The sequence below is a fragment of the Bacillus sp. 3103sda1 genome, from assembly GCF_024159135.1.
Classification (GTDB): Bacteria; Bacillota; Bacilli; order Bacillales; family Bacillaceae_G; genus Bacillus_A; species Bacillus_A rhizoplanae.
In genome coordinates this window covers 3,290,303-3,312,013 of sequence record NZ_JAMYWS010000001.1, presented here as the reverse complement: position 1 = coordinate 3,312,013, position 21,711 = coordinate 3,290,303, and the positions used below count along the sequence as shown (strand labels likewise).

The 21,711-nt window shown below is 35.8% G+C and carries 22 protein-coding genes; 15 read left to right on the top strand and 7 right to left on the bottom strand.

Features of this window, described 5'->3' with window-relative positions:
- Positions 1 to 21 precede the first annotated feature (21 nt).
- Positions 22 to 318, top strand: a complete 297-nt coding sequence (locus tag NKR74_RS16455; RefSeq protein WP_253630268.1) for a DUF3055 domain-containing protein — start codon at positions 22 to 24, stop codon at positions 316 to 318.
- A 200-nt stretch (positions 319 to 518) separates the two neighbouring features.
- Positions 519 to 650, top strand: coding sequence for a GapA-binding peptide SR1P (locus NKR74_RS16450; protein WP_253630267.1), 132 nt, complete (start codon positions 519 to 521; stop codon positions 648 to 650).
- Between the two features lie 31 nt (positions 651 to 681).
- On the opposite strand, the gene NKR74_RS16445 is transcribed toward NKR74_RS16450, so the two are convergent.
- Both NKR74_RS16445 and NKR74_RS16440 read right to left on the bottom strand, forming a co-directional pair.
- Positions 682 to 1,512: a protein-glutamine gamma-glutamyltransferase gene (locus NKR74_RS16445; RefSeq protein ID WP_098305663.1), complete on the bottom strand. Its 831-nt coding sequence runs from the start codon at positions 1,510 to 1,512 to the stop codon at positions 682 to 684.
- A gap of 333 nt (positions 1,513 to 1,845) precedes the next feature.
- A complete protein-coding gene (locus tag NKR74_RS16440) occupies positions 1,846 to 3,321 on the bottom strand; it encodes an aminotransferase class I/II-fold pyridoxal phosphate-dependent enzyme (protein ID WP_301287713.1) in 1,476 nt (491 codons plus the stop codon).
- Between the two features lie 290 nt (positions 3,322 to 3,611).
- Between NKR74_RS16440 and NKR74_RS16435 the strand changes: the two genes are divergently transcribed.
- Complete coding sequence (locus NKR74_RS16435; protein WP_098305659.1) at positions 3,612 to 3,881, top strand: UPF0223 family protein; 270 nt, start codon at positions 3,612 to 3,614, stop codon at positions 3,879 to 3,881.
- Between the two features lie 82 nt (positions 3,882 to 3,963).
- Here the strand turns inward: NKR74_RS16435 and NKR74_RS16430 are convergent, their stop codons facing one another.
- Entirely contained in the window at positions 3,964 to 4,590 is a 627-nt protein-coding gene (locus NKR74_RS16430; RefSeq protein ID WP_253630266.1) for a YktB family protein, read from the bottom strand.
- A 208-nt stretch (positions 4,591 to 4,798) separates the two neighbouring features.
- On the opposite strand from NKR74_RS16430, the gene NKR74_RS16425 reads away from it, so the two are divergent.
- A complete protein-coding gene (locus NKR74_RS16425) occupies positions 4,799 to 4,987 on the top strand; it encodes a hypothetical protein (RefSeq protein WP_035429204.1) in 189 nt (62 codons plus the stop codon).
- Between the two features lie 88 nt (positions 4,988 to 5,075).
- The gene (locus NKR74_RS16420; RefSeq protein WP_098305655.1) at positions 5,076 to 5,864 is read left to right on the top strand and encodes an inositol monophosphatase family protein; all 789 of its coding nucleotides are present in this window, start codon (positions 5,076 to 5,078) and stop codon (positions 5,862 to 5,864) included.
- A 67-nt stretch (positions 5,865 to 5,931) separates the two neighbouring features.
- Here the strand turns inward: NKR74_RS16420 and NKR74_RS16415 are convergent, their stop codons facing one another.
- Positions 5,932 to 6,111, bottom strand: a complete 180-nt coding sequence (locus NKR74_RS16415) for a DUF5325 family protein (protein WP_098305653.1) — start codon at positions 6,109 to 6,111, stop codon at positions 5,932 to 5,934.
- Between the two features lie 140 nt (positions 6,112 to 6,251).
- On the opposite strand from NKR74_RS16415, the gene typA reads away from it, so the two are divergent.
- From typA to NKR74_RS16400, 3 genes are all read left to right on the top strand, one after another.
- Positions 6,252 to 8,096: a translational GTPase TypA gene (gene typA, locus NKR74_RS16410; protein ID WP_098305651.1), complete on the top strand. Its 1,845-nt coding sequence runs from the start codon at positions 6,252 to 6,254 to the stop codon at positions 8,094 to 8,096.
- Between the two features lie 173 nt (positions 8,097 to 8,269).
- Positions 8,270 to 8,572: a YlaH-like family protein gene (locus tag NKR74_RS16405; RefSeq protein WP_253630265.1), complete on the top strand. Its 303-nt coding sequence runs from the start codon at positions 8,270 to 8,272 to the stop codon at positions 8,570 to 8,572.
- 13 nt (positions 8,573 to 8,585) lie between these two features.
- Positions 8,586 to 8,861 carry a hypothetical protein gene (locus NKR74_RS16400; protein WP_253630264.1) on the top strand — a complete coding sequence of 92 codons (276 nt, stop codon included), beginning with the start codon at positions 8,586 to 8,588 and terminating at the stop codon, positions 8,859 to 8,861.
- Between the two features lie 342 nt (positions 8,862 to 9,203).
- Here NKR74_RS16400 and NKR74_RS16395 read toward each other — a convergent pair whose 3' ends face one another.
- A complete protein-coding gene (locus NKR74_RS16395; RefSeq protein WP_141524951.1) occupies positions 9,204 to 9,404 on the bottom strand; it encodes a YlaI family protein in 201 nt (66 codons plus the stop codon).
- A 272-nt stretch (positions 9,405 to 9,676) separates the two neighbouring features.
- Here NKR74_RS16395 and NKR74_RS16390 point away from each other — a divergent pair, with 272 nt between their 5' ends.
- Entirely contained in the window at positions 9,677 to 10,132 is a 456-nt protein-coding gene (locus tag NKR74_RS16390; protein ID WP_098305645.1) for a pyridoxamine 5'-phosphate oxidase family protein, read from the top strand.
- Between the two features lie 315 nt (positions 10,133 to 10,447).
- Positions 10,448 to 11,776, top strand: a complete 1,329-nt coding sequence (locus tag NKR74_RS16385; RefSeq protein WP_098305643.1) for a PhoH family protein — start codon at positions 10,448 to 10,450, stop codon at positions 11,774 to 11,776.
- A gap of 128 nt (positions 11,777 to 11,904) precedes the next feature.
- Here the strand turns inward: NKR74_RS16385 and NKR74_RS16380 are convergent, their stop codons facing one another.
- Positions 11,905 to 12,402, bottom strand: a complete 498-nt coding sequence (locus NKR74_RS16380) for a molybdopterin-binding protein (RefSeq protein WP_098305641.1) — start codon at positions 12,400 to 12,402, stop codon at positions 11,905 to 11,907.
- Positions 12,403 to 12,555: 153 nt separating this feature from the next.
- Here NKR74_RS16380 and NKR74_RS16375 point away from each other — a divergent pair, with 153 nt between their 5' ends.
- The 3 genes from NKR74_RS16375 (at position 12,556) to pyc (ending at position 17,954) form a co-directional block, all read left to right on the top strand.
- Positions 12,556 to 12,840, top strand: a complete 285-nt coding sequence (locus tag NKR74_RS16375; protein WP_098305639.1) for an Fpa/YlaN family protein — start codon at positions 12,556 to 12,558, stop codon at positions 12,838 to 12,840.
- A gap of 139 nt (positions 12,841 to 12,979) precedes the next feature.
- Positions 12,980 to 14,176 (top strand): FtsW/RodA/SpoVE family cell cycle protein, encoded by a 1,197-nt coding sequence (locus tag NKR74_RS16370; protein ID WP_253630263.1) that lies wholly within the window; start codon positions 12,980 to 12,982, stop codon positions 14,174 to 14,176.
- A 331-nt stretch (positions 14,177 to 14,507) separates the two neighbouring features.
- Positions 14,508 to 17,954 (top strand): pyruvate carboxylase, encoded by a 3,447-nt coding sequence (pyc, locus tag NKR74_RS16365; protein ID WP_253630262.1) that lies wholly within the window; start codon positions 14,508 to 14,510, stop codon positions 17,952 to 17,954.
- 225 nt (positions 17,955 to 18,179) lie between these two features.
- Here pyc and NKR74_RS16360 read toward each other — a convergent pair whose 3' ends face one another.
- Positions 18,180 to 19,127 (bottom strand): COX15/CtaA family protein, encoded by a 948-nt coding sequence (locus NKR74_RS16360; protein WP_253630261.1) that lies wholly within the window; start codon positions 19,125 to 19,127, stop codon positions 18,180 to 18,182.
- A gap of 515 nt (positions 19,128 to 19,642) precedes the next feature.
- On the opposite strand from NKR74_RS16360, the gene cyoE reads away from it, so the two are divergent.
- Both cyoE and coxB read left to right on the top strand, forming a co-directional pair.
- Entirely contained in the window at positions 19,643 to 20,566 is a 924-nt protein-coding gene (cyoE, locus tag NKR74_RS16355; protein ID WP_098305631.1) for a heme o synthase, read from the top strand.
- A gap of 92 nt (positions 20,567 to 20,658) precedes the next feature.
- The gene (gene coxB, locus NKR74_RS16350; RefSeq protein WP_098305629.1) at positions 20,659 to 21,708 is read left to right on the top strand and encodes a cytochrome c oxidase subunit II; all 1,050 of its coding nucleotides are present in this window, start codon (positions 20,659 to 20,661) and stop codon (positions 21,706 to 21,708) included.
- Positions 21,709 to 21,711 lie beyond the last annotated feature (3 nt).

Sequence of the window (21,711 nt, the reverse complement as noted above, 5' to 3'; positions counted from 1 at the left end):
AAGAAAGGAGAGCAAGAGGCGATGTTTGAAAAATTATATGATGAACATGAAAAAGCAAAAGTCCGTTTTCTTGGTTTCATGACAAATGAGACTCGGTATGATTTTGGTGTAGTGTATACGACTATGTTTTTTGGTAAACCGCTTGTCGTTTGTATGCAAACTGGTCGATCAACTCTCCTTGGACAGGATGATATTGAGGATGTGCAACATTTACAAGCTGTCTTTAAATTAAAAACGAGTGAAGAAGCAACAGATCTTGCGCAGTTTTTTAAGTTTCTGCTACCACCTACATCCGTGCATGCTGAATATGAGGAATAATTGTTAAAAAGCAGTCGTAATTATAAAATATACGGCTGCTTTTTAATTATAAATGTTTCATACTAATAAAATTAAAAAATAATCAATGTGTCATACTTAAAAACTATTGACGAAAAAAGTATAACATATTAAAATAAAGACAGAAAGTTAAGCGGTTACAAAAAGGTCTTGGGGATTACAATAATAGGGGGAAATTTAAAATGGGAACTATCGTATGTCAAGTTTGTGAGAATACAATTGCACATTTTGAGGATGAAAAAGTAACGGTATTATACGGAAAATGTAGCTCTAATTGCGATTGTGAGCATAAAGAGCATACTAAAGCCCAATAAATAAGGAAGCGCCTGCATATGCAGGCGTTTTTTAGTGAATTGAAGTTGTATGACCAACTGTTGCAATAATGGCATCATCTCGAATTGGAATAAGTTCAAGTTGTGTTTGTATTTTCTTCTCAGAAGCAAATCGACTCATCATACGGCTATCTATACGTGTTAGAGAGTCTGTTAAGTATGCTGATAAAAAAGCGAAAGGAATACGTCGTTGATTGAGCAAATCTATAATTTGATTTTCTGTTTTTACACCGACTCCATGCCCATAAAAAAAGAAATTTCCTAAGTAAATTGCATTCTCTCCTTGCCATTCAATTGTTGCCGGGTTTACTTGTGGGTTTTTAAAATAAACAAGGTCACCAGGAACGATTTCTCCTCCGGTTTTTGTAATTAGTTTCAAATCCTTATCATAGTCCCATGTATATAAAAGCAAGTTTGCAAATAAGCGATTAAACGTTTCTTCATCGTATAGAGCTAATAGTGACTTATAGAAGATAATAATCATCGCAGTTGCACATTCTGTTCCGTATTTTTTACCATTTACAAAAATATCACGAATTGCGAAAGAGGGTAACATATTAGGGCGAAGTTGAAAGCCTCCTAAATGAGTGCGTTCCCAAAATTCAGGATTACAGTAAGATTGCCCAAATGTACGGAATTGTAATCCGCTCTGAAACAACTCTAAAGCGGAAGTAATAATATGAACACGTATATTTATATCAAAATTTAACTCTTGTAATGATTGAAAATTATATACTTCTTGATTTCCTGTCATGATTTCTAAAATTTGTTGTTTTTCCGAAAAGAAGGGGTCGTTTTCATTCTTTATATATGGATGTACAATGGAACGGCCAATTACAATCATAAGATCCCACCTATATATTTACATTCTTTTTATTTGGAATTAACGGGTAGTGAGATTTTAGCCCAAAAATTAAGAAGAAATAAAGAAGAGTGCTACTGAGACGTGTCTAATCTCTCAAACTACCACTGATGAAAGTTTTGAGAAATTCAAGAGGAAAACCTAAGATCCTGATTGGTTCAACTAATCATCAGTAAAAAACAAACTAATGGAAGTTTCACCTTATATCGTATGAATAGGCGAGTAAAGGGTGCATAAGAAAAATACTGTGAAAATAAAGAGGTGTATAATTGTAAAGAAAAAATCCCACTTCAAAGATATGAAGTGGGAAGGGCGTTATTCGCTAATTGGCTTATATTCTTTAATGACACGCAATGTTTGTAATGTCATATCTTCAGGTCCTTGCACTGGTAATCCTGCTGCTAAATTTTTTTGAATATAGTCTAAGTTTTCTTGTGTAATAATTTCACCAGGTGTAAAAATTGGAATGCCTGGTGGATAGACCATAACGAAATCTGCTATAATGCGGCCGGCCGCTTCTGCAAAAGGAACAACTTCTGTTTCAGAATAAAAGGCATCACGCGGAGATAGCGCAAGTACAGGAATTGCTGGAATTTCGACTTGTACTTGTACGCCTTTTTCTGCCATATGTTTAAATGTAGTTGACAAATCGTGTAGAGCGTGTACCAATAGATTTGTTTCTTCTTCTGTATCTCCAAGTGTAACAAGGCACAAGATATTATATAAATCAGAAAGCTCTACCTCTATATTATACTGCTCTCTTAACCATAGCTCGGCATCGTGTCCTGTAATTCCTAATTCTTTTACAGAAATGATGAGTTTTGTTGGATCATAATTAAAAGTTGCATCTGTTCCTAGTAATTCTTTACCAGGGCAATATAGATGTTCAATATCATTTACTTGTTTTCGAACTGTTTCTGCTAATTGAATTGTTTTCGTAATAATCTCTCGTCCTTCTGTTGCAAGACGTTTTCTTGCGACATCCAGCGAAGCTAGTAAAATGTAAGACGTTGAAGTTGTTGTAAGCATACTAATAATAGATTGAACATGCTTCACATTTACAAGCCCCTCTTTTACATTCAAAATGGAGCTTTGTGTTAATGAGCCGCCTAATTTATGAACACTTGTTGCGGCCATATCGGCACCAGCTTGCATTGCTGACATCGGTAGTTCATCATGAAAATGAATATGAACACCATGAGCTTCGTCCACTAAAACAGGTATATTATAGGAATGAACTAAGTCGACAATTTGTTGCAGGTCTGCTGCAAAACCAAAATATGTTGGATTAATGACAAGTAATCCTTTTGCATCAGGATGTTCTTCAAGTGCTTTTTTTACAGAAGGAATAGTAATTCCATGTGAAATTCCTAATGTTGGATCAATTTCTGGATGAATAAAAATCGGCTTTGCACCTGAAAAAATAATCGCTGACATAACAGATTTATGAACGTTACGTGGTACAAGAATTTTATCCCCAGGACCACAAACACTCATCACCATTGTCATAATTGCTCCACTTGTTCCTTGTACAGAAAAAAATGTATGATCAGCACCGAATGCTTTTGCTGCTAAATCTTGCGCTTGTTTAATCATACCTTTTGGGTGATGTAAATCATCGAGCGGTGCAATATTAATTAAATCAATTGATAATGCATTATGCCCAATAAATTCGCGGAATTCAGGATCCATTCCTTGACCTTTTTTATGGCCTGGGATATGGAATTGGATTGGATTGCGCTTGCTGTGCTCTATTAAAGCAGTAAACAATGGTGTTTCGTATTGGGACAACTTATACACCCCTTCTTCATTATTATTAATATTTATTAGTTTTGTTTTATGTTTATCCTGTTTCACTAAACAATAGTAGAGAGAAGGTCTACGCTACTAATTGAATGATCACTTTATGTTCTACAAACCAAAAGCATTATATCACCTATATTGGAAGATGTATAGAAAAATAATAATGGTAATTATCATTTTTTTTTACGCAGGAAGGTCAATGCGTAAAAAATAAGAAATAGTGTATAATGCAAAGAGTGGGACAAGTAAGATCGAAATGGAATAAATGAGGTGTTATCATGGAATATCAATATCCAATTGATTATGATTGGTCAACGGAAGAAATGGTTGCAGTAATTAAATTTTATGAAGCAATTGAGCAAGCTTATGAGAAAGGGTTGAAGAGAGAAAATCTTATGAGTTTGTATCGCCATTTTAAAGAGATTGTACCAGGGAAAGCAGAAGAAAAGAAAATCGACAAAGAATTTCAAGAAGTGAGTGGTTATTCCATTTATCGAACAATTCAAAAGGCGAAAAATTTAGAAGAAGAAGATATCGTGAAAATGTAAAAAAATTTTGAAAAATAGAACATGAAGTGTTATAATGGGATAACAACAAAAAACGGACAATACATGTATTGTCCGTTTTGCTTTATCGATTACAAATTTTATATAAAGGAAGGAGTGAGTGTAACGTCGCTTCGATTTTTTTGATAAATTGTTCATCAGTAAGATTTGTAAACTCTTCTGGAGACATATGAACTCCTACTAATAACTCTGCTTTTTTTACGGTAGATAGCCGCTCGATCATTTTCTGTAACTCTTCTAATTGAAGGGTATCATGTGATTTTACCTCAGGCTTAGTATGGTCAATGGACCAAACGAAATCATTTGGTATATTTGCTTTTAAATCATTTAAATGTTTTAAAAAGGCATGAGCCGTTTCCATTTTTTGTGGGCACTCATAAATTAAACCAAAGTATATAAAAGCATGTGTACCCCATAATCCAATTTGAAAATGTGGCAACATTTTATATCCGCGTTTATTTGTTGAAAATGCAACCCAAGTATCGTTTGGTGGATTGACTTTACGACGTGCGTGTTTTGCTACATGATAGAAAAAGGATTCACCAGTTTCTTTCGTTAAGAAATGAGCAAATTGTTCGCCGAGAGCCTCTAACTTCGGATGAATATTCATTTTAATTGCAGTCATTCTTTCTTCCAGACCATCCACAGAGAATACTGTAAAATCTTTTTCTTTGAAAATTTTTGATGTCATGGTTGTTCCCCCAACTCCTAGTTTGTTTCTATTCTAGCATAGCCTGTACAATTCATAAAAAAGATGCTTATAAAAAAATTTCAGATAAAAATACAAATTAGTTGCATAGATGATTTATCCCACATAATATAGTATAAAACAAAAAATCAGAAAATTAAGTAAATTTTCCGATTGAGGGCAAACGAATATTGGGAGGAGGCAAACGAATATGAGACAGGTAATTAATGCGTTAAAAAGAACAGATGCGGAGAAGAGAATTCCGGTGTTACGTTTAGAGTTAGATTATGAATTAGCAACTCTATATGATGCGATGATGGAAAATGATGATATGAAAAAAGAAGAATGTATGAAAAAATTAGAAGTGTTAAGACTTGAAATGATTCGGTTAGAAGCGTAATAATAGTGTATGTATAAAAATTTAGTTGGTGCGAACCTTATAAAGGGTTCGTTTTTTCTGTGAACTGTACAGATCGGAGTGTTTAAATATGCAAGAGGTGTGGAAAGAAATTGATGCGTACGCAAAACAATGGATAAAAGAGGCTGGACAGCACCTGGTTTCATCATTGAAGCAATCTCTTATTATCGAAACGAAGTCAAATGCCTCGGATTTAGTAACGAATATGGATCGGGAAATTGAACAGTTTTTTATTGGGAAAATTAAAGATACCTTTCCGGAACATTATATTCTTGGAGAAGAAGGATATGGAGATGAGTTAGCTTCATCAGATGGGATTGTGTGGTTAATTGATCCGATTGATGGTACGATGAATTTTGTTCATCAAAAGCGAAATTTTGCAATTTCAATCGGCATCTATGAGAACGGTATCGGAAAAATTGGTCTCGTATATGATCCAGTTCATGATGAGTTATATCATGCGCAAAAGGGTGCAGGAGCATTTTGTAATGATATAGAAATTCCGTTGTTACAGCCGAGTCAAGTATCCTTAGGAGTTATTGCTGTAAATGCAACGTGGCTTACTGATAATCCTCGTCTTGATATGAGAAAGATGGCACAGCTTGTAAAAGAGGCAAGAGGAACACGTTCGTATGGTTGTGCAGCACTTGAAATGGTATATGTAGCGACAGGAAGATTGGATGCGTATGTGACGCCTCGGTTATCTCCATGGGATTTCGGCGGAGGAATGATTATTGTAGAAGAGGTTGGAGGCAAAGTAACGACCTTTAATGGCGATCCACTTCGAATTATTGAGAAGAGCAGCGTTCTCGTTGCAAGACCAGGTGTATATGAAGAGGTATTGCAATATGTACAATAAGAGTATAAAATCCATAGAAAAAACAAAAAAGTAAGAGGCATAGAAAATCGCTTCTTACTTTTTGTTGTTATCGTAGTTTACGCATTTTTCGTTTTGTTATAAATCCGTATCCGATTGTAAAAATCGTACCGATAATGCAAATAATAACACCGATTGGGCTGTTCTCAGCAATCATAATTCCGATACCAATCATAAAAATAACGCCAATGATAGCTGTGAATAAAAAGCGATATTGAATCTGTTCCATATATTTCACCCTCCAATTTCATTGTACTTTCACAAAAGTGAGAATACAACTATATTTTCATCCTTGATTTTATTTTGTTTGCCATTGTATCCCTTCGCTCTTATAATAGAGAAGGATTAAAAAGACACTAGGAGTTGGACATGTTGAAAAAACGAGAAGATTTACGAAATATAGCAATTATCGCCCACGTTGACCATGGTAAAACAACACTTGTTGACCAATTATTACGTCAAGCGGGGACGTTCCGTGCAAATGAGCACGTTGAAGAACGTGCAATGGATTCAAATGATTTAGAAAGAGAACGCGGTATTACTATTTTAGCGAAAAATACAGCGATTCATTATGAAGATAAAAAAATTAACATTTTAGATACACCTGGACACGCTGACTTCGGTGGTGAAGTAGAACGTATCATGAAAATGGTAGACGGTGTTTTACTTGTTGTTGATGCATATGAAGGTTGTATGCCACAAACACGATTTGTTTTAAAGAAAGCTCTTGAGCAAAATTTAACTCCAATCGTTGTAGTAAACAAAATTGACCGTGACTTTGCTCGTCCTGATGAAGTAGTTGATGAAGTAATCGATTTATTCATTGAACTTGGTGCAAGTGAAGATCAATTAGAGTTCCCTGTTGTATTTGCTTCAGCAATGAACGGAACAGCGAGCTTAGATTCAAATCCAGCAAACCAAGAAGAGAATATGAAATCATTATTTGATACAATTATTGATCATATTCCAGCACCAATCGATAACAGTGAAGAGCCACTTCAATTCCAAGTAGCACTTCTTGATTATAATGATTATGTAGGTCGTATCGGAGTTGGTCGTGTATTCCGCGGTACAATGAAAGTAGGACAACAAGTTGCATTAATGAAGGTTGATGGAAGTGTAAAACAATTCCGTGTAACAAAATTATTTGGTTACATGGGATTAAAACGTCAAGAAATTGAAGAAGCAAAAGCTGGAGACCTAGTAGCTGTTTCTGGTATGGAAGACATTAACGTTGGTGAAACGGTATGTCCAGTTGAACATCAAGAGGCATTGCCGTTATTACGTATTGATGAGCCGACACTACAAATGACATTCCTTGTAAATAACAGCCCATTTGCAGGTCGTGAAGGTAAATATATTACATCTCGTAAAATTGAAGAGCGTCTTCGTTCACAATTAGAAACAGATGTGAGTTTACGTGTAGATAATACAGAATCTCCTGATGCATGGATTGTATCTGGACGTGGAGAGTTACACTTATCTATCTTAATTGAAAACATGCGTCGTGAAGGTTATGAACTTCAAGTATCTAAGCCTGAAGTAATTATTAAAGAGGTTGATGGCGTAAGATGTGAGCCTGTAGAGCGCGTACAAATCGATGTGCCTGAAGAATACACTGGTTCTATTATGGAATCAATGGGTGCACGTAAAGGTGAAATGTTAGACATGGTGAATAACGGAAACGGTCAAGTTCGCCTTACTTTCATGGTTCCAGCACGTGGTTTAATTGGTTACACGACAGAATTCCTAACATTAACTCGTGGTTATGGTATTTTAAACCATACATTCGATTGCTACCAACCAGTACATGCTGGACAAGTTGGTGGACGTCGCCAAGGTGTTCTTGTTTCACTTGAAACAGGAAAAGCATCACAATACGGTATTATGCAAGTTGAAGATCGCGGTGTAATCTTTGTTGAACCAGGTACAGAAGTATATGCTGGTATGATTGTTGGAGAACATACACGTGAGAATGATTTAACAGTTAACGTTGTAAAAATGAAACAACAAACTAACATTCGTTCTGCGACGAAAGATCAAACTTCAACAATGAAAAAACCACGCTTAATGACTTTAGAAGAATCATTAGAGTACTTAAACGATGATGAGTTCTGTGAAGTAACTCCAGAATCAATTCGTCTTCGTAAAAAGATTCTTGATAAGAGTGAGCGCGAAAGAGCTGCTAAGAAAAAGAAATCTGTAGAAGCTTAAGTAATATAGAGCTGCCTTTTGATAAAAGGCAGCTTTTTTATTGTGATTATTTTTTGAAAATTCGATTTTTGTTGTGGACAGTACTTTTTTTGCAGGGTACTCTTATAGTAGGTAAATTGGAAATGAAATAGAATGAGTTGTTATTCATCTGCGTGAGTAAGGGGGAAAGTGTAGTGCTTGAAAAAATGTCATTTTTTGCGAAGTTGTACAATGTAGATGTCAATCCAGAAGTGGGGATGTGGTTGCTTTACGGTACCATTATTATATTTAGCATTATTGTTTATAATTTAGGGTTTGCTAGAAAATTACCTTTATTAAAGAATGTAGTAATTTATACTGTATTAATACTTGGTTGTACTATTTTAACGTTTTTTGCTATCTTTCTACCAATAGGAGAGGGACTTGTTGTAGCGATTATTATACTTGGTATATATAAATTGCGTTTGCGTCAAGCGAAACATCAAAAAGCATGCTAAAGGGGTAATGAAGATGCGTTCTGTGCAAGATGCATTATATAATTGGTTAACGATTAAAATTGTTGCAGAAGCTCGTCCGTATGATGAGGCTGCGCAGGAAACATATATGTTCTTTCATAATATGTTACATGAAGATCATCAGTTGAAACATATTATGGTAGAAAAAAAAGAAGATATGTATTTTGTTACATATGAAAAAGAAGGGGAAAAGAAATCAACTAGGTTTCCGCTTGAACTGATCGATTGTTTTCTAGATCAGATGAACCGTGAGCCAGAAAAATATAAATAAGCTCTTATCGTATTTGATAAGGGCTTATTTGTATGTTGCACATAGTATTGCATCATATAGGAGATGGACGTCGGTCTACTATAGAGTGATGTTTGTTTTATCTCGCTATTTCAGGATAGCAAGGGCCCGGTTGGTGATGGAAGTTTCACTTTATTGCTACCATTGTTCAAGAGGAACAGAGAAAGATGGTAAGGGGAAAATCTATTTTGGAAAACGAATGGCCCTAACGATAGGAATAAAGTCTATAATAAATACCAGTATTACATTATGTGCACAATTGTTTTTAACAAAATTTCCATGGTTATTCCACTTGTAAATTCAGCATATACTTCTTGTAATAGATTACCATTCATCTTCTACTGTTTTATCACGATACAATCTAAAATGCCCTGTTGCTTTTCGTTCTAAAGTACGTTCTGTAATTCGATCTGTACATTGTTTGCACATATATGTATGAATAGGACGGTTACGAAGCCGTTTCGCCACTGGATTTTCGTCATTTAAATCTTCTTTTTTATCGCAAAGAATACATTTGACTCTCATTTCTTCACCTCAGCACAAGTTCTATCGTACTTTAGTATATCATGGGTGCTAGATATTTTTGAACTATAGAAGAAAAAATAAATATTTTCGCAATTCGAAAAATAAGTTATTATATAAAGTGAAACAACTATCAGCGAGGAGCTTGAATTTTGCTGATGGCTAGTTGAACCCTACGGGCAGAGTCTTACCTTCTTGGTTTCTTACATTCTTATAATGAGAGTCTTATTGCCTGTTAGAGCAGAATCAGTATGGATGATTATGGAGGTGGAAACATGGCAAACATAGTAGAACCAACATTAACAGCTATCTTAGTGCAAGCGTTGCGTGAAGAACGTATTGTCACAATTGCAACGACTGATTTTGAAAAAGATGTTCCAAATGTAAATGCAATTTCATGGGTATATGCAATGGATGAAAAATCTATCCGTTTTGCAGTGGATCAACGCTCGCGTATTGTAGAGAATTTACGCCATCGTGCAGGACTTGTTCTTACTGTTATGGCGAATGAATCTGTATATTCTATTAGTGGTGAAGCGATTATAAAATCAGAGCGGATGGAAGGTGTTCCGCTTAAATTAACTTTAATTGAAGTTTCTGTGCAAGAGGTGCGTGACGTAATGTTTTACGGTGCTAAGCTTGCTATTGAACCAAAATATGAAAAAACATACGATCTTCGTGCTGCGGCAAAGTTAGATAACCAAGTTTTATCGGCGATGAAGGATGTGTGAAAAAAAGGATGGGCAGCAAAGAAAGTTGTTCATCCTTTTTCTGTATCCCGTTACTTGCGGGTGATAACCCTCTTGCTTTAAGATTCTGAGAAAACCAAGAAGGTAGGTGAGGGAACTGCTGGCATACATCCGACTTGTTCAATTAACTATAAGTGGAGGATGAAAAAATCAACTTATGGAAGTTTCACTTTATATTTCAAGTGATTTCTATTCTATCTCGTTTATACCGTACATATAATTATAACAATGGTTCGTCCATAATATGGATGAAACCCTTGTTCTACAAATTTCATGGTGGAGTCAGGGGGTAACAGGTTGAATAAAATTTATGTGCTAGATACAAATGTACTTTTGCAGGATCCGTTATCTATTTTTTCTTTTGAAAATAATGATGTAGTCATTCCGGCTGTTGTGCTAGAAGAAGTAGATTCAAAGAAACGTTATATGGATGAAGTTGGAAGGAATGCACGCTACGTATCAAAACTAATAGATAAATTTCGTGAACTTGGAAAACTGCATGAAAGTATTCCTCTTGAGAATGGAGGGACGTTTCGGATTGAGCTAAATCATCGTTCATTTGTTCAATTACAAGATATTTTCGTAGAAAAAACAAATGATAATCGTATTTTAGCTGTTGCCAAAAATTTATCAGTAGAAGAGCAAGAAAAAGAAGATGGAAAATCTGTCATCCTTGTAAGTAAAGATGTACTTGTAAGAGTAAAAGCTGATGCTCTAGATTTACAAGCTGAAGATTATTTGAGTGACCGTGTTACGGAAGTAGAAAACATATATACGGGCTTTTTAGAGTATTACATACAAAAAGAGATTTTAAACCGTTTTTATGAAAAAGGAGAGCTGCCTCTTTCTGAAATTGCAAATCATCCGTTTTATCCAAATCAATTTATTGTGATGAAGGATGCTTTAGGGGGGTCAAGCTCAGCTCTCGGTATTGTTGATCATTCAGGAAAAAAAATAAAAAAGATTATTTTTCCGAATGAGCAAATTTGGGGGATTCGTCCTCGAAATGTACAGCAAATTATGGGGATGGAATTATTACTACGTGAGGATATTCCTCTTGTTACATTAACTGGAAAAGCAGGGACTGGGAAGACATTATTAGCATTAGCTGCAGGGCTTATGCAAACAGAAGATTTGGGAATGTATAAAAAGCTACTTGTAGCAAGACCGATTGTTCCAGTTGGAAAAGATATTGGGTATTTACCAGGAGAGAAAGCAGAGAAGTTAAGGCCTTGGATGCAACCTATTCATGATAATTTAGAATATTTATTCAATACAAAAAAACCTGGAGAATTAGATGCAATTTTAGCGGGAATGGGTTCTATTGAAGTGGAAGCTTTAACGTATATTCGTGGACGGAGTATCCCAGAGCAGTTTATTATTATAGATGAAGCGCAAAATTTAACAAAACATGAAGTGAAGACAATTTTAACGCGTGTTGGAGAGAGAAGTAAAATTGTTTTAATGGGAGATCCGCAACAAATTGACCATCCGTATTTAGATGAATATAATAATGGCTTAACATATGTTGTAGAAAAGTTTAAAGAACAAAAAATTAGTGGGCATGTGAAATTTGTGAAAGGTGAGCGCTCTAATTTAGCACAACTAGCAGCGGATTTATTGTAGGAGAGAGTGGTGAAAAGCCACTCTTATTTGTTTATCCCGCTATTCTCGGAAGAGGTCCTGAGAATAGCGGGATAACGGCCCGTAAAAGTCCAATTGGTGAGGAGGGCCCTACTGATGGAAGTTTCACTTTACACGATGGTAAACTTTCGAATATATCGAATTGGATCATTGATATTAGAGCTATCTCCGAAATAAAGATGAACAGGACCATCTTCTTTTAGTGGCTTTCCGTTTTTAGAAAAGCCGAGAATAGCATCCTTTGCTTTTTGTAATGAAATAGTTGTGATGCCGGTTTCTGTATGAATTTCTACATGAGTTGCATCGCTGGAAATTTCGGAATTTTGTAAAAAGGGAGCGAGCGGTATACCAAATGTCCCTGTAATGATTTTCTCTTTTTCAAATTTTGCAATGCTTTTATTGACAGGCGGGAAAATAGCTCCTTCTCTAATTTCACGATCCCAATGTTTAGATGCTTGTTTCGTATAGTGTTCTAATTCATTTGTTGTTTCTTTTGGATTTGTAAAGTATGTTGTTAAGTCAACTTTTCGATCATCAAAAATCCAGACACTTGGATCAATTGTAATTGGAAAGCGTACATTTCCGTTAATAAATAAAATTTCACTCATTATTGTTCCCCCATTTGTCTTATACTCCCACTTTTCAGTATAATAGGACTAGGGACAATTGTCACAGGAAATGTTTCTATTGCAATTTATGAAAACTATCGCTAATATTAATAGATAGGATAGGAGAGTAGGACGGAAACGGAGGGAACCAATTTGACGTCTGAGACAGTAACAAATCATCAGGAAAAGGCACTTGCCCTTCTACAAGCTGATGCAGAGAAAATTCTAAGACTTATTAAGGTGCAAATGGATAACCTTACGATGCCGCAATGTCCATTATACGAAGAGGTGCTCGACACACAAATGTTTGGCTTATCCCGTGAAGTTGATTTTGCGGTTCGTCTTGGTCTCATTGCGGAAGAGCAAGGTAGGGAAATATTAGGAGAATTAGAACGAGAGCTATCGGCACTGCATGAAGCTTCTACAAACAAACAATAATAGCTGGTTCAAATAAGGAGCTCAAACTGAATCAGTTTGAGCTTTTTTGTGCAAAAAAATGATTTTCCTGAAAAGCAGGAAGAACACAAATACATATGGAATACAACTGTTAAAAAAGAAAAGAGAAAGAGGATTTTGAATGAAAAGAGTCTGGAAGTCCATAGATTATTCTTTAGTGCTTCCTCTTGTTATCGTATGCGTGCTCGGAGTCATTATGGTGTATAGTGCCAGTTCTATCGTTGCGATTACAAAGTATTATCCAAAATATGGATGGACGAGCGATCACTTTTTTCGATCGCAGTTAAAAGCAATGTTAGTTGGGACAATCGGGTTGCTTGTTATCATGTTTATTCCTTTTCAAGTATGGAGGAAGCGCATGGTTACCGTTTTAATTGTTGTTGGTAGCATCGGTATGCTGCTAATAGTATTAAAATGGGGAACGGTTGTAAACAATGCAAAATCATGGGTATTTGGGATGCAGCCTTCAGAGTTTATCAAAGTAGGAATTATCATTGTATTAGCGCGTTTCTATGCAAAAAAGCAAACGACAGATGGACCAATTTGGCACGGTGCTGGTCGAGTAGTTGCTTTTTTAGCAATTACAATTTATTTAATTTTGAAACAGCCTGACTTAGGAACAACATTATTAATTCTTTCAACGATTGGAATCATGACGTTCTGTTCGGGCATACCGTTTCAACTTTGGATGAAACGAATTGCCCTTACATCTATTATATGGATTCCCTTGGGATATTTCATAGGGAAAAATGTTTTAACAGATGTTCAAATCGCACGTTTCACCACATTTTGGAATCCATTTGCGGATCCGCAGGGAAAAGGATTTCAATTAATTAATTCGTTTGTTGCAATCGCTTCTGGTGGTATAAGTGGTAGAGGGTTAGGAAATAGTATCCAAAAGTATGGGTATTTACCAGAGCCGCATACAGACTTTATTATGGCAATTGTATCTGAGGAATTAGGTTTCGTTGGAGTAGCGATTATTTTAATATGTTTACTAGTCATAGTCGTCCGTGCTTTTCGAGTTGCACAAAAATGTCAAGATCCTTTTGGGAGTCTACTTGCAATCGGAATAGGTAGTATGATTGGTGTGCAAGCAATTGTAAACTTAGGCGGAGTTACTGGATTTTTGCCGCTTACTGGTGTGCCTTTACCATTTGTTAGCTATGGTGGTACTTCTTTAGTAGCAAACTTACTAGCTATGGGGATTTTATTAAATGTAGCTAGCTCTGTAAAACAGAGAGAAAAAAGAGAACAACAAGGGCGGGAGCAACAGCAACAGCCTAAACAAGAGAGACACCTCGTTGTTGTAAAATAAAGAAGCTTTGTACAAGTGTACAAAGCTTCTTTTTGTGCATAATTTTAGAAAAAAGGACCTATTTTTCTGTTTTCGATTAAAAAGTATATCACATTTAATTAAATGTGTTTTACAAAAAGCTTGGTTGCGTATTGAAATTTATGCTATACTAATTTTGTGAGACAAATTGGACAGAAAGCTTATCATTTGTCTAAAAATAAGGTATGATGAATAAAAATAAAGTGCAACTTTCGGGTAGTGAATACCACTGCTAGAAGTAAGGTACTTATTCCTGCTAAAGCAGGGCAAATTTATGTTGTTATGAATGATAGAAAAATAGAGGGGGAAAATCATGAAAAAGCTGCAACGTATTCAAAAAGTATTAGTAGCTAACCGCGGTGAAATTGCGATTCGTGTGTTTCGAGCTTGTACAGAATTAGGACTACGCACAGTTGCGATTTACTCGAAAGAAGATAGCGGTTCATATCATCGATATAAAGCAGATGAAGCGTATTTGGTAGGAGAGGGTAAAAAGCCAATCGATGCATATCTTGATATTGAAGGTATTATTGAAATCGCAAAACGCAATCATGTTGATGCAATTCACCCAGGATATGGTTTTTTGTCAGAAAATATTGAATTTGCAAAACGTTGTGAAGAAGAAGGTATTATCTTTATTGGTCCAAAGAGTAAACATTTAGATATGTTTGGGGATAAAGTGAAGGCAAGAACACAAGCACAATTAGCCAATATTCCTGTCATTCCTGGTAGTGATGGTCCGATAAGTATAATTGAAGAAATAGAGAGTTTTGCTAAAACGTATGATTACCCGATTATTATTAAAGCAGCTCTTGGTGGTGGCGGTCGTGGAATGCGTGTCGTACGCAGCGAAGATGAATTAAAAGAAGCATATAACCGTGCGAAATCCGAGGCGAAAGCAGCGTTTGGTAATGATGAAGTATATGTTGAAAAGTTTGTTGAAAATCCAAAGCATATTGAAGTGCAAATATTGGCGGATGAACAAGGTAATGTCGTTCATTTATATGAGAGAGATTGCTCGGTGCAGCGCCGTCATCAAAAAGTTGTAGAAGTAGCACCAAGTGTGTCTCTTTCAGAAGAACTTCGCAATCGTATTTGTGAAGCTGCAGTTCAATTAACGAAAAATGTCAATTATGTGAACGCAGGGACAGTTGAGTTTCTTGTAAAAGAAGACAATTTCTATTTTATTGAAGTAAATCCACGTGTCCAAGTTGAACATACGATTACAGAAATGATTACAGGCATTGATATCGTTCAATCACAAATTTTGATTGCTGATGGCTATGCTTTACATAGCGAAAGAGTAAGTATTCCAAAACAAGAAGATATAATTACACACGGATTTGCGATTCAATCTCGTGTGACAACAGAAGATCCGCTTAATAACTTCATGCCAGATACAGGGAAAATTATGGCATATCGTTCTGGTGGTGGTTTTGGTGTACGTTTAGATACAGGAAACAGCTTCCAAGGTGCAGTTATTACACCGTATTATGACTCATTACTTGTAAAAGTAACAACTTGGGCGTTAACGTTTGAACAAGCAGCAGCTAAAATGGAACGTAATTTAAAGGAATTCCGTATTCGTGGTATTAAAACAAATATTCCGTTTCTAGAAAACGTTGTAAAACATAAGAACTTTTTAACAGGAGAATATGATACATCGTTTATCGATTCTTCACCGGAATTATTTGTATTTCCGAAACGAAAAGACCGCGGTACAAAAATGCTATCATACATTGGCACAGTAACAGTCAACGGATTTCCTGGAGTAGGAAAACAAGAAAAACCGATTTTTGCAGAAGCGCGCGTTCCAAATGTGAAATATACTGAACCGATTCCAACTGGTACGAAGCAAATTTTAGATGAGCGCGGAGCTGATGGATTAGTAAAATGGGTTCAAGAACAAAAACAAGTTTTATTAACGGATACTACATTCCGTGATGCGCATCAGTCATTATTAGCAACACGTATCCGTACACAAGAGTTAGAAAAAATTGCTGAACCAACAGCAAGAATGCTACCGAATTTATTTTCGGCAGAAATGTGGGGCGGAGCAACATTTGATGTCGCGTATCGTTTCTTAAAAGAAGATCCATGGGAACGTTTATTACAATTACGTGAGAGCATGCCAAATGTATTATTCCAAATGCTTCTTCGTGCATCAAATGCAGTAGGATATAAAAACTATCCAGATAACTTAATTCAAAAGTTTGTAGAGTGTTCTGCGCAAGCTGGTATTGATGTATTCCGTATTTTTGATAGTCTAAACTGGGTAGAAGGTATGCGCGTTGCGATTGATGCTGTACGTCAAAACGGTAAAATTGCAGAGGCAACAATGTGTTACACAGGTGATATCCATGATCCAATGCGCAGTAAATATGATTTGAATTACTATAAAAACTTAGCAAAAGAGTTAGAGGCATCAGGTGCTCATATTTTAGGTATTAAAGATATGGCAGGATTATTAAAACCAAATGCAGCATATGATTTAGTTTCCGCATTAAAAGAGACGGTATCGATTCCAGTTCATCTTCATACGCATGATACGAGCGGAAACGGTGTATTAACATATGCGAAAGCAATTGAAGCTGGAGTTGACATTGTAGACGTTGCGGTAAGCTCTATGGCAGGATTAACATCTCAGCCGAGCGCTAATACGTTGTACTATGCATTAGAAGGAAATGAAAGACAACCGAATGTAGATGTGAAATCTTTAGAGAAGCTCTCTCATTATTGGGAAGATGTTCGTAAATATTATTCTTCATTTGAAAGTGGAATGAATGCACCGCATACAGAAGTGTACATGCATGAAATGCCAGGTGGTCAATATAGTAATCTACAGCAACAAGCAAAAGCTGTCGGTTTAGGAGATCGTTTTGATGAAGTGAAAGTGATGTATCGCCGTGTCAACGATATGTTTGGTGATATTGTTAAAGTAACTCCATCGTCAAAAGTAGTGGGTGATATGGCTCTATTTATGGTACAAAATCATTTAACAGAGAAAGATATTTATGAGCGTGGTCACGCATTAGACTTCCCAGGATCAGTTGTAGAAATGTTCTCTGGTGATCTTGGACAACCGTACGGTGGTTTCCCGAAAGAGTTACAAGAAATTATTTTAAAAGGAAAAGAACCTTTAACAGTAAGACCAGGTGAACTGTTAGAACCAATTGATTTTGAAGGGGTAAAAGAAGAGTTATTCCATAAGCTTGGTCGTGAAGTAACGATGTTTGATATTGTAGCGTATGCGTTATATCCGAAAGTATTTATGGACTATCAAAAAGTTGCAGAGCAATATGGAAATATCTCTGTTCTTGATACACCAACATTCTTCTATGGTATGAGGCTTGGTGAGGAGCTTGGTGTGGAAATTGAACGTGGTAAAACATTAATTGTGAAATTAGTTTCGATTGGAGAACCACAATTAGATGGTACACGTGTTGTCTATTTTGAATTTAACGGACAACCTCGTGAAATTGTTGTAAAAGATGAAAGTATCAAAGCAACAGTTTCACAACGAGTGAAAGGGAATCGCGAAAACCCAAATCATATTAATGCAACAATGCCGGGAACTGTAATTAAAGTAGTAGTCAATGAAGGAGATACAGTAAAAAAAGGTGATTCCATGGCAATTACAGAAGCGATGAAAATGGAAACAACTGTACAAGCTCCATTTACTGGCACGGTGAAAAAAGTGTATGTGAAAGATGGAGAGGCAATTCAAACAGGTGATTTGTTGATTGAATTGGAACAATAAAATAAAGTGAAACTTCCGTCAGTGGGGGGTCTTCATCCTCCACTAATGGTTAGTTGAACCAACCGGGCTTTTACTACCCATTAATGCGGGATGAAACTGCTATGTGTACGATTTTTTACATGTTTTACTCATTTGGCAGTTGTAAAAGATAAAAATAAAAAAGAGCTGCTTGATGCAGCTCTTTTTGCTTTTTGAAAATAATAACTTGTCGCAATAGAAAAGTTATTATATTAGTTTCTTTTGCTGTGTAGTATGATTCATTTCTGTTTTTTGTATGTTTGAGTTACTACGTGTTGCTAGCATAACTAAATAGCATAATACAGCAAATAAGCATGATATAAAGAGTGAATGCAGAAGTGACATCGTTAAGCTTGCCCCTGTGAATACAACTAAAATACCAGAGATTGCTTGACACATCACAAGGCTAAATGCTGTGATCCACCCATAATATATAACAGCTTGTTGTTTATATTGCCGGATAGCTATAATCATTGCGTATAAAATCCAAACAAAAATTAATGTAGCGGCAAATCGATGTCCCATTTGTACCCATTCATGAAATTGCGTTGGAAATGGACTGTTTTTGCTGCATAATGGAAAAGTTGGACATGCTAAGCTTGCATGTTCATGACGTACCAATGCCCCTGTATAGACAACAATGTAACTGTAAATTGTTACACCGTAAATATGAAATTTCATCTTCTTATCAATATTAAGTGAGTGGACATCAAACTTTTTATCAATTTCAAAGATGAGGAGTGTCAATAAAATAACAGAAGCAAATGAAATAAGAGAGATACCGAAATGAATTGCTAATACAGCTGGAACTTGTCCCCATACAACTGCAGCTGCTCCCATGAGTGCTTGAGCTACTAAAAATGCGAAAGACAGAATGGCAAGGGTTTTTGTTTCCCGAACATGTCCGTAGTATTTCCAAGCTAAGACACATAGTAGTGTAACAAGAATCCCTGCAGAGCCTGAAGTAAGGCGATGACTCAGCTCAATAATTGTGTGCATTGATAGGTGCGAGGAAAGCAATTCCCCGTTACATAGCGGCCAAGATTTACCACACCCTTGTCCTGAACCAGTCTTAGTAACTAATGCTCCGCCAAGGAGAACACATAATAAATCAAAACTCGTAATGACTGCTAACCATTTTATAAAACGTTGCAATCCTGTTCACCAGCTTTCTATTCTAAAGTTATTGTGCAATATTTTAATGAAATAAATATTATAGAAACAGAAATGCACTACAGTCCTATGATATATAAAATCTTATAAAATAGCAAAGGGGGACAGGAAAGGAGAAGATAAGATGAAATAATACTAAAATCCAGAAAATAAATTGCTTATTTTAACAAAATTAGGGGATTTTATAAATAAATAAACGGAAATACATGCGGAATTTGACAAAATGGTTTATTATAAAAGGTAATTACGTGCTATTATGAAGTGAGTAGGGAAAAACTTTTTTAATCATAGACACAAAAAGTTCATGTTTTCTTCACAATTTTTTCATGAAATATGTTTTAATATATTCGAGTGAGAAGTGTATATTAATAGCAGAACCATAAAACAACATTTCTACTGTAATAATATTGTTATATAGAAGCTAAAGAGTGTTTTATTTCGAATAAAATGCTCATTGCAGAGTAATTATGATGAAAGTTTTAGAGGGGGTTGAAACGATGAGCCATGCAACAAGTCAATTGCATGAGGAATCAACCGTAACGGATGTGCCGGAAACAAGTCGTGTACAAGATTTGTTAGCGCTTGTAAAAATGGGAATTGTAAATTCAAATACATTAACGGTATTTACTGGTTTTTGGTTGGCTCTACATTTTAATGGATTAAACTTTGTGGATCAGCTGGATAAAATGTTTTTCACAATTGCTGGTTCTGCACTTATTATGGCAGGATCATGTAGTTTGAATAACTACATTGATCGTGATATTGATCATTTAATGGAACGAACAAAAAATCGTCCGACAGTAACTGGAAAAATGAAACCAAATTTTGTATTAACATTCGGTATTGTACTATTATTATTAGGTTTCGTATTCTTGCTTCTTACAACACCGATGGCTGCATTTATTGGTTTTATTGGAGCTTTCACATATGTCGTTCTTTATTCATTATGGACAAAGAGAGCATACACACTTAATACAGTAGTAGGTAGTGTATCAGGAGCAGTTCCACCTTTAATTGGTTGGGCAGCTATTGATCCAAGTTTGAATCATCCTATTGCTTGGATGTTATTCTTAATTATGTTTATTTGGCAAATCCCACATTTCCTCGCTCTTGCGATGAAACGTGTTGAAGAATATCGCAATGCAGGTATTCCAATGCTTCCTGTTGTATATGGATTTGATATTACAAAACGTCAAATTATGATTTGGACAGTATGCTTATTGCCACTGCCATTTTATATGAGTGCACTTGGAGTAACATTTATGATAATTGCAACATTGCTTAACATCGGTTGGATCGTGTTAGGGTTTTATGGCTACCGTAAGAAAGACGACATCAAATGGTCCGTGCAAATGTTTGTATACTCCTTGAATTACTTAACAATCTTATTTATTTCAATGATTGTTGTAACATTCTTCTAAGACAACGACATAAGGGGATTTCTTTACATTGAGATTTACTTTACTTACTATAAAGTACAATCTAAATTACAAAGAAAGTGGGGGTTGTTTGCATGAAGAAACAGTGGCGATTGCTTTCGCTCGTTTCACTAGTGGCTTTACTGTTAGGGGGATGCGGTAAAGCCTTTCAATCTACTTTGATTCCACAAGGTGAAGTAGCAAAAATGCAATATGATTTATTGTTATTAGCCAGTGCAATCATGGTTGGTGTCGTTCTTGTTGTTACGATTATTTTCTTATATGTAATTGTGCGTTTCCGTCAAAGAAAGGGACAGGAAAACTATATTCCGAAGCAAGTAGAAGGAAATCACAAGCTAGAAATTATATGGACAGTCATTCCAATTTTACTTTTATTGGTATTGGCTGTCCCTACTGTTACATATACGTTTAAACTTGCTGACGTTAGCGCAATGGAGAAAAAGAATATTGATAAAGATACAATCGTTGTTGATGTAACAGCGAATCTTTATTGGTGGGAATTTTCTTACAATAATGAAAAATTAGTAACTTCGCAAGATTTAGTCATCCCTACAGGTAAAAAAGTGTATTTAAATTTAAAGGGTTCTGATATTAAACATTCATTTTGGGTCCCATCTTTAGCGGGGAAAATGGATACGAATCCGGATAATACGAACAAAATGTGGATTAAAGCAGACAAATCGGGCACATATAACGGTTTTTGTGCAGAATTTTGTGGACCATCTCACGCTTTAATGCAGTTTAAAGTTAAAGCTGTTGATGAAAGCGAGTACAAAAAATGGGTTGCTAGTATGAAGGACTTAGATGGCAAGAAAGCTGTTGCTTCTACGCAAGAGCAGGAAGGTAAACAAATCTTTGAAAAGAGTTGCATCGGTTGTCATGCTGTTGGATCAAATGATAGCAGACCGCCTACTGCACGTATTGCACCGAATTTAGCCAACTTCGCAGATCGTGATATGGTTGCAGGTATTGCTGAAAATAATGAGGAAAATGTGAAGAAGTGGTTAAAAGACCCTGAAAGCATGAAACCAGGAAACAAAATGACTGGAAAATACGGTAATCTTACTGACGATCAAGTAGATGCATTAAACGCATACTTAAAAACATTAAAAGTTGAAAAGTAAAGA

Excerpts from the sequence above, each read along its gene's own strand:
- cyoE (WP_098305631.1), top strand. The coding sequence starts at position 19,643 with ATGAGCCATGCAACAAGTCAATTGCATGAGGAATCAACCGTAACGGAT.
- typA (WP_098305651.1), top strand. The coding sequence starts at position 6,252 with ATGTTGAAAAAACGAGAAGATTTACGAAATATAGCAATTATCGCCCAC.
- NKR74_RS16455 (WP_253630268.1), top strand. The coding sequence starts at position 22 with ATGTTTGAAAAATTATATGATGAACATGAAAAAGCAAAAGTCCGTTTT.
- NKR74_RS16380 (WP_098305641.1), bottom strand. The coding sequence starts at position 12,402 with ATGAGTGAAATTTTATTTATTAACGGAAATGTACGCTTTCCAATTACA.
- NKR74_RS16425 (WP_035429204.1), top strand. The coding sequence starts at position 4,799 with ATGAGACAGGTAATTAATGCGTTAAAAAGAACAGATGCGGAGAAGAGA.
- NKR74_RS16395 (WP_141524951.1), bottom strand. The coding sequence starts at position 9,404 with ATGAGAGTCAAATGTATTCTTTGCGATAAAAAAGAAGATTTAAATGAC.
- NKR74_RS16415 (WP_098305653.1), bottom strand. The coding sequence starts at position 6,111 with ATGGAACAGATTCAATATCGCTTTTTATTCACAGCTATCATTGGCGTT.
- pyc (WP_253630262.1), top strand. The coding sequence starts at position 14,508 with ATGAAAAAGCTGCAACGTATTCAAAAAGTATTAGTAGCTAACCGCGGT.
- NKR74_RS16430 (WP_253630266.1), bottom strand. The coding sequence starts at position 4,590 with ATGACATCAAAAATTTTCAAAGAAAAAGATTTTACAGTATTCTCTGTG.
- coxB (WP_098305629.1), top strand. The coding sequence starts at position 20,659 with ATGAAGAAACAGTGGCGATTGCTTTCGCTCGTTTCACTAGTGGCTTTA.
- NKR74_RS16435 (WP_098305659.1), top strand. The coding sequence starts at position 3,612 with ATGGAATATCAATATCCAATTGATTATGATTGGTCAACGGAAGAAATG.
- NKR74_RS16445 (WP_098305663.1), bottom strand. The coding sequence starts at position 1,512 with ATGATTGTAATTGGCCGTTCCATTGTACATCCATATATAAAGAATGAA.
- NKR74_RS16420 (WP_098305655.1), top strand. The coding sequence starts at position 5,076 with ATGCAAGAGGTGTGGAAAGAAATTGATGCGTACGCAAAACAATGGATA.
- NKR74_RS16370 (WP_253630263.1), top strand. The coding sequence starts at position 12,980 with ATGAAAAGAGTCTGGAAGTCCATAGATTATTCTTTAGTGCTTCCTCTT.
- NKR74_RS16400 (WP_253630264.1), top strand. The coding sequence starts at position 8,586 with ATGCGTTCTGTGCAAGATGCATTATATAATTGGTTAACGATTAAAATT.
- NKR74_RS16450 (WP_253630267.1), top strand. The coding sequence starts at position 519 with ATGGGAACTATCGTATGTCAAGTTTGTGAGAATACAATTGCACATTTT.
- NKR74_RS16390 (WP_098305645.1), top strand. The coding sequence starts at position 9,677 with ATGGCAAACATAGTAGAACCAACATTAACAGCTATCTTAGTGCAAGCG.